The following is a 6,000-nucleotide window of genomic DNA, read 5'->3' as shown; positions in this document are numbered from 1 at the left end:
TTAACTGATCAGCATTGCCCTGCAGCAGGGGCTTTATGCAGGGATAGATGGCTTGAACTAGCTGCTCGGAGCGGCGCGAAGGCTCGCGATGGCCGAGCAGCATGGCGGGGCGCAGTATGACGAGTCGCTGCCATGTCTGGGCCAGCAAGGCCTGCTCCATCTCTCCCTTGGTGCGGGGATAGAGGGCGGGAGCGCGCGGATTGGCCCCCAGGCTGGAGACGACCAGCAGGCGCCGGCAACCGTGGCGACGGGCGAGGGCGGCAAAGGCCAGCACATAGTCGTGATCGACCCGGCGAAAGGCCTCATCGGAGCCGGCGTCCTTGCGGGTGGTGCCGAGGCAGCAGAAGGCCATGTCGACGGGGCCGGGTAGCGCCACCTCGTCTAGGCGTTCGAAGTCTACCGGCAGCCAGTGCCGGTTGGGGGCAGCCTCGCCCGGCTGGCGGCAGAGCAGAGTCAGCTGGTGCTCAGTGCCGAGCTGGCGGATGAGGGCCTGGCCGACCAGGCCGGTTGCCCCGGCGATCAGGATCTGGCTCATGTGATCTCCTTGAGGGGATGATGAGGGGCGTTGACGTCCTTGATCATGGTTCAGGGAGTGCGCCCCTGCGAAACCCGATCGGAGGCCAGACAAGAGAAAACCGGCCTTGGCCGGTTTTATGATGCTGTCAGAGCGGGGTGGTGAAGGCGGCGGGGAGGGGGAAGTCACCCGTGGCGGTGGCGAGTCTGTCACCCACGAAGTTCAGGGTCAGCTCCTTGCGCTCCTTGTCACCACGACCTGGCTGGAACTCATAGAGATAGTACCAGGTGTTGGGGTCAAAGCCGTCGCGCAGCATGGGAGAACCCAGCACGAACTCGACCTGCTCGCGGGTCATGCCCTGGCGCAGCTTGTCGACCTGCTTTTGTTCCACATAGTTGCCCTGAGGAATATCGATGCGATAGACCAGGCTGCAACCGGACAGGGTGAGGGCGGTCAGGGCCGCGGCAATCAGGTGTTTCATCCGCATATCGGGTTCAGATCATCCATACAGTCTTTTTTAGCTCGGCAAATCATACCCACTCCCCGTGCGGAAGTAAAAAGCCATTGATCCTCCTGCCAATAAAAAGGGCCGCGTGGCGGCCCTGACAAACAACAGCCCCTCACATGGCGGCGCGGAAGAGGGCGACGATCTCGGCGAAGCCGCAGGCCTGCTTGGGGGCGTGCTCGGCCTGCGCATCGAGGTCATCGACCCTGATCCCGGAGTGTGCTGCTTGTCGTTTTCCCCAGAAAGGTTTTTCATCTTTCACGGCGGGTTACCCATGGCCCTGGATGTCGCCATGATGGGGGGTCATCAAGTCGTATGCGGTACCTACATACAGCGTCAAGGGGATGACGCGGGGTCAATGGTATCTGATTGACAACTTTATGAACTCGATCGCGTACCGAAAAACCGGGGCAAGGCGGGGATTGACAAGGGTGCTTGCCTCTTGTTCTGTGTAAAAACGTTTTTCAAGAAATTCATCAGGTTAGCAAACGTTTTGCCGGTTTTTTACCGCCTCGGATGCGTGGAAGTGTGAAGCGCGTCAAGGAATTGGAAAGCGCTTTCGACCATAGTTGGCGCCTTCCCCGATGGAGGGAAACAGGCTCGAAAATACCATAAAGAATCACCTTAACTGCGCTCGGCTGCGAGGCGGCGGGATGCAACCAGGAGTCCACTATGTCTGATGTATTTCACTTGGGTTTGAAGAAAGCGGATCTGCAAGGCGCCACCCTGGCGATCGTTCCCGGTGACCCCGAGCGCGTGAAGCGCATCGCAGAGCTGTTGGATAACCCTGTGCACCTGGCCAGCCATCGTGAGTTCACTACCTGGCGCGGCGAGATGGACGGCAAGGCCGTGATCATCTGCTCCACCGGCATCGGCGGCCCGTCCACCTCCATCGCGGTGGAAGAGCTGGCCCAACTGGGTATCCGCACCTTCCTGCGCATCGGCACCACAGGTGCCATCCAGCCGCACTTGAACGTGGGCGATGTGATCGTCACCACAGGTTCCGTGCGTCTCGACGGTGCCAGCCTGCACTTCGCGCCGATGGAGTTCCCGGCCGTGGCCGACTTCGACTGCACCACCGCGCTGGTCAACACTGCCAAAGAGCTGGGTTCCAAGCTGCACATCGGTGTGACTGCCTCCTCCGACACCTTCTACCCAGGTCAGGAGCGTTACGACACCGTATCCGGTCGCGTCGTGAGCCGTTTCCAGGGTTCCATGAAAGAGTGGCAAGCCATGGGCGTGCTGAACTACGAGATGGAGTCCGCTACCCTGCTGACCATGTGCACCAGCCAGGGCCTGCGCGCCGGTATGGTGGCTGGCGTCATCGTCAACCGTACCCAGCAGGAAATCCCGAACGCCGAGACCATGGCGAAAACCGAATCTGATGCCATCAAGATCGTACTGGGCGCTGCCCGCAAGCTGATCTGATAGCACCACCACGAGTGGGGGGTGGGGGCCGTTGCGAAAGCGCGGCCCCTATCTTTATCCGCCGTTTACCGCTTTGCCCCTCTTCTGCTTGCCTGCCCCTTTATTCCCTGTTCCTCATTACCCCTGTTGCCCCGTCATGGCGGCCAGCACCTGTTCAAAGGGTGCCTCACAGCGGATCTGCATCGGCTCGCCGCTCACCGGATGCACGAAATCCAGCGCGCTGGCATGCAGCATCAGCCGTGGCGCCTGCTCACAACCCGGCAGCTCCAGACCGCCGTAGAGATCGCAGCCGAGTATGGGGTGACCCAGCCACTGACTGTGGATGCGCAGCTGATGGGTGCGGCCTGTCTCCGGCACCAGGCTGACCCGGGTCAATGGCAAGGGCTCGCCCCTCGCACTCTCGCGCACCAGTCGCTCCACCACCCGATAGCGGGAGCGCGCGGGCTTGCCGCTGGCGCAGATCTTCATCAGCGGGAAGATCGCCGGATCCTTGGCGATGGGCGCCTCGATCACCCCCTCATCGTCCGCCAGATGGCCGCACAGCAGGGCGTCATAGGCCTTGCTCACCGCCCGCTGGCTGAACTGCTGGCACAGCATCCCGTTGATGCCCTTGTCTCTGGCCACCACCATGAGGCCTGAGGTGCCAAAGTCGAGGCGGTGCACCAGGGTGCAGCCGGGGTAATCCTGCACCAGCCGATGGTGGACGGAGTCGAGGTTCTGCGGGTTCTTGCCCGAGAGGCTGAGCAGGCCGCTCGGCTTGTTGATGAGCAGCAGGTGTTCATCCTCGAACAGGACCTCTATTTGGGCATTGCAAGGGGGGGCGATGAAGGTATCGACGATAACAGACATGGGACGCACGGGCTGGAAACGGGGGGCGATCATACTCCAAGCGGTGGCGCGGGGCGAATCGGCGTGAGCTGGCCAGGTCCTGCCTGGGGTGCCTGGTGGCAAGTGATTGATAATGCAGGACGACGCTGTTTTGTGACCCCTTCCCGAGTTCATTCGGCGCTGGCTTGCTAAGGTATGGCTCCCTGTCATGTCGTAAGGATCCTCTCCATGGCGTTGCCCGTTATTCTCGATTGCGATCCCGGCCACGATGATGCCATCGCCCTCATACTGGCGCTGGCGAGCCCAGAGCTCAAGGTGCTGGCGGTCACCACCAGCGCGGGCAACCAGACCCCGGACAAGACCCTCAACAACGCCCTGCGCATCCTCACCCTGCTCGGTCGCCACGACATTCCGGTGGCGGCGGGGGCGCCGAAACCCCTGGCCCGGGAGCTTATCATCGCCGACAACGTCCACGGTGAATCGGGCCTCGATGGCCCCAAGCTGCCAGATCCCGCCTTTGCACCCCAGGCCATGACGGGCCTCAAGTTGATGGCCAAGTGCCTGCGCGAGAGCCCGGAGCCGGTCACCCTGGTGCCGACCGGTCCCCTCACCAATATCGCCCTGCTGCTGGCGGCCCACCCCGAGTTGAAATCCAAGATTGGCCGCATCGTCTTGATGGGCGGCGCGGCGGGGGCGGGCAATTGGACCCCGGCGGCGGAATTCAATATTTATGTGGACCCGGAAGCGGCCGATATGGTGTTCAGCGCCGGCATTCCCATCACCCTGTGCGGGCTGGATGTGACCCACCAGGCTCAGGTGATGGACGAGGATATAGCGCGGGTGCGTGCCATCCCCAACCCGGTGGCCCAGTGCGTGGCGGACCTGCTCGATTTCTTCATGATCTACCACAGGGATCCCAAGTGGGGATTTGCTGGCGCGCCGCTCCATGACCCCTGTACCATCGCCTGGTTGCTGGCACCGGCGCTCTTCCATGGGCAGGATTGCTGGGTCGGCATAGAGACCCAGGGCAGGCATACTGTGGGGATGACGGTGGTGGATCGCTACGGGCTCACCGGTAGACCGGCCAATGCGCGAGTGCTGCTGGGGCTTGACAGGGTCGGCTTCATCGATCTGCTGGTGGGGCGTCTAAGGGCATTTGACTGAGATCTCGGACATCGAATAAGGGGTTGGGCATGTGGAAAGGGACGTTGGCGCTGCTGACATGTATGCAATTGACGGCCTGTGCCACGCCGTTCGAGAGGATGTGGCAGGGGCTGGCGACCTGCGATCTGGACGATCTCTACCTCGACAGCGAGAGCGGTGAGCCGTCCCACCCGCTGCTCAAGACCTTCACCCCGGACAAGACGTCAGACGGTTTCGCCTGGTACAAGACCCACCAGGAGCTTCATGGTCTGCCCATCACCGGATTTCTGATCCCGGCCTCGACCTTCGAGGTGCACGCCCTGTTTGTAGACACCCCCATCGCCAATGCGCGCAGGCTGACCCACAACGCCTATGGCAGCGAGTTTGCCGATGAGCGCAAACACGATCTGGGGGAGGCTCCCCTGCTGCTGCGTGACCCCGGCAACCCCAAGCGTTCCATCATCGATTGCACCAAGGGGGAATCCGATGAACCCCTGCCGGAAGAACCCTTCCCGGAATAGGGGGCGCGTCCTGCTGACAAAAAGAGAGGGGAGCCACGGGCTCCCCTCTCTTTTTGTCTATTGCCAGCCCTGCCTGATGGGGCGAGCCACGTTTGCCGGTTCTCAGGGATAACCCAGGGTCTGCTTGATGGCGGGGAGCTGGGACGCTATCCAGGCGGGGTTGATGGGGCCCCAGTCGCTGATGCGATAGTGCCCCTGCAGGTGGCGTGCCCCTTCGGTCTGCTCAAAGGCGCAGAGGATGTCCAGCTCCGCCAGGGCGCTGAGCGTGTCCTGGGCGGTGCGGCGCGGCATGCCGGTGGCGGCCATGATGGCGGGCACTGTATCCGTGCCCTGGCTTATCAGGTGAGCCACGTAGAGCCGCCGATAGAAGCTGGAGCGGGTCTTGCTCGGCTCGCTCATATCTCGTCCTCGAGGCGATCGAAGTAACGCCAGGTGGCAACGGCGGCCTTGCCCATCACCAGCGCCCAGATGCCAAACCAGAACCAGCGGAAGAAGCTCCAGGTGGAGGCGTCGGGCTCGGTGCTCTCTATCTTGGTGACGTTGGGGAAGAGGGAGAACATGTTCAGGCGCCAGCCGTAGGAGGTGATGATGGCCAGGCGCTTCTCGAACTCCATGGACTTGGCCTTGGCCTGCACGTCGGCGGCGTTGAACTTGAAGTAGAAGGGCCAGCCCCAGAGGGTATCCTCGTTGCGAAACACCCGGATCTTCTCGCCGGGGCGCTCGGTGTAGATGTAATAGACATCCACGGTGGGGCCGTCGGCCGGGTTCTTCTGGCTGATGGGACCATCCTTGTCGGTGCGCTTCACCTCGACCCCGGTGATGGTGGCGATGGTGTGTTCCGGCAGGTAGAAGTCGAGCCAGAGCGCGGAGAGCAGGGCGACGAGGCCGAGCGCGATAAAAGCGGGTTTCTTGAACTTGAGGCTCATGGTGTTCTCTGGGTGAGGGGGAATGACGTGCCTCTACCATACCCATATTTGTGGATGCAGCCCAGCCCCTAATGACGCCTTATGGGCAAAAAGCCGTTTTAAACGGGAGGGGACAGACCCCGGGGCCGGGCCCGG

Annotated in this window: 9 protein-coding genes; 3 read left to right on the top strand and 6 right to left on the bottom strand. The window is 62.2% G+C overall.

Annotated features, from left to right (window positions below; translation table 11 throughout):
* From BN1127_RS07225 to BN1127_RS22060, 3 genes are all read right to left on the bottom strand, one after another.
* The coding region (locus tag BN1127_RS07225; RefSeq protein ID WP_042649000.1) for an NAD(P)H-binding protein at positions 1-535 on the bottom strand (535 nt) is incomplete at its 3' end.
* Positions 536-662: 127 nt separating this feature from the next.
* Positions 663-1,001, bottom strand: coding sequence for an outer membrane protein assembly factor BamE (locus BN1127_RS07220; RefSeq protein WP_005325779.1), 339 nt, complete (start codon positions 999-1,001; stop codon positions 663-665).
* 133 nt (positions 1,002-1,134) lie between these two features.
* A complete protein-coding gene (locus BN1127_RS22060) occupies positions 1,135-1,281 on the bottom strand; it encodes a hypothetical protein (RefSeq protein WP_156139754.1) in 147 nt (48 codons plus the stop codon).
* A gap of 410 nt (positions 1,282-1,691) precedes the next feature.
* On the opposite strand from BN1127_RS22060, the gene udp reads away from it, so the two are divergent.
* Positions 1,692-2,447, top strand: coding sequence for a uridine phosphorylase (gene udp, locus BN1127_RS07210; RefSeq protein ID WP_011705364.1), 756 nt, complete (start codon positions 1,692-1,694; stop codon positions 2,445-2,447).
* Positions 2,448-2,564: 117 nt separating this feature from the next.
* Here udp and BN1127_RS07205 read toward each other — a convergent pair whose 3' ends face one another.
* Positions 2,565-3,329, bottom strand: a complete 765-nt coding sequence (locus tag BN1127_RS07205; RefSeq protein WP_042648998.1) for an RluA family pseudouridine synthase — start codon at positions 3,327-3,329, stop codon at positions 2,565-2,567.
* 174 nt (positions 3,330-3,503) lie between these two features.
* Between BN1127_RS07205 and rihA the strand changes: the two genes are divergently transcribed.
* Together rihA and BN1127_RS07195 are read left to right on the top strand one after the other, a co-directional pair.
* Positions 3,504-4,439, top strand: coding sequence for a pyrimidine-specific ribonucleoside hydrolase RihA (gene rihA / locus BN1127_RS07200; RefSeq protein WP_042648997.1), 936 nt, complete (start codon positions 3,504-3,506; stop codon positions 4,437-4,439).
* A gap of 29 nt (positions 4,440-4,468) precedes the next feature.
* A complete protein-coding gene (locus tag BN1127_RS07195; RefSeq protein ID WP_042648996.1) occupies positions 4,469-4,939 on the top strand; it encodes a hypothetical protein in 471 nt (156 codons plus the stop codon).
* 102 nt (positions 4,940-5,041) lie between these two features.
* Here BN1127_RS07195 and BN1127_RS07190 read toward each other — a convergent pair whose 3' ends face one another.
* Positions 5,042-5,338, bottom strand: a complete 297-nt coding sequence (locus tag BN1127_RS07190) for a winged helix-turn-helix domain-containing protein (RefSeq protein ID WP_042648995.1) — start codon at positions 5,336-5,338, stop codon at positions 5,042-5,044.
* A complete protein-coding gene (locus BN1127_RS07185) occupies positions 5,335-5,865 on the bottom strand; it encodes a DUF1523 family protein (protein ID WP_042648994.1) in 531 nt (176 codons plus the stop codon). The genes BN1127_RS07190 and BN1127_RS07185 overlap by 4 nt, the downstream gene beginning before the upstream one ends.
* Positions 5,866-6,000 lie beyond the last annotated feature (135 nt).

The organism is Aeromonas media (assembly GCF_000819985.1).
GTDB classification, from domain to species: domain Bacteria; phylum Pseudomonadota; class Gammaproteobacteria; order Enterobacterales; family Aeromonadaceae; genus Aeromonas; species Aeromonas media.
This window is presented reverse-complemented; position numbering and strand designations above follow the sequence as displayed.

Bases quoted from the DNA above. Each gene is read 5' to 3' on its own strand.
- BN1127_RS07220 (WP_005325779.1), bottom strand. From the start codon at position 1,001: ATGCGGATGAAACACCTGATTGCCGCGGCCCTGACCGCCCTCACCCTG.
- udp (WP_011705364.1), top strand. From the start codon at position 1,692: ATGTCTGATGTATTTCACTTGGGTTTGAAGAAAGCGGATCTGCAAGGC.
- BN1127_RS07205 (WP_042648998.1), bottom strand. From the start codon at position 3,329: ATGATCGCCCCCCGTTTCCAGCCCGTGCGTCCCATGTCTGTTATCGTC.
- rihA (WP_042648997.1), top strand. From the start codon at position 3,504: ATGGCGTTGCCCGTTATTCTCGATTGCGATCCCGGCCACGATGATGCC.
- BN1127_RS07195 (WP_042648996.1), top strand. From the start codon at position 4,469: ATGTGGAAAGGGACGTTGGCGCTGCTGACATGTATGCAATTGACGGCC.
- BN1127_RS07190 (WP_042648995.1), bottom strand. From the start codon at position 5,338: ATGAGCGAGCCGAGCAAGACCCGCTCCAGCTTCTATCGGCGGCTCTAC.
- BN1127_RS07185 (WP_042648994.1), bottom strand. From the start codon at position 5,865: ATGAGCCTCAAGTTCAAGAAACCCGCTTTTATCGCGCTCGGCCTCGTC.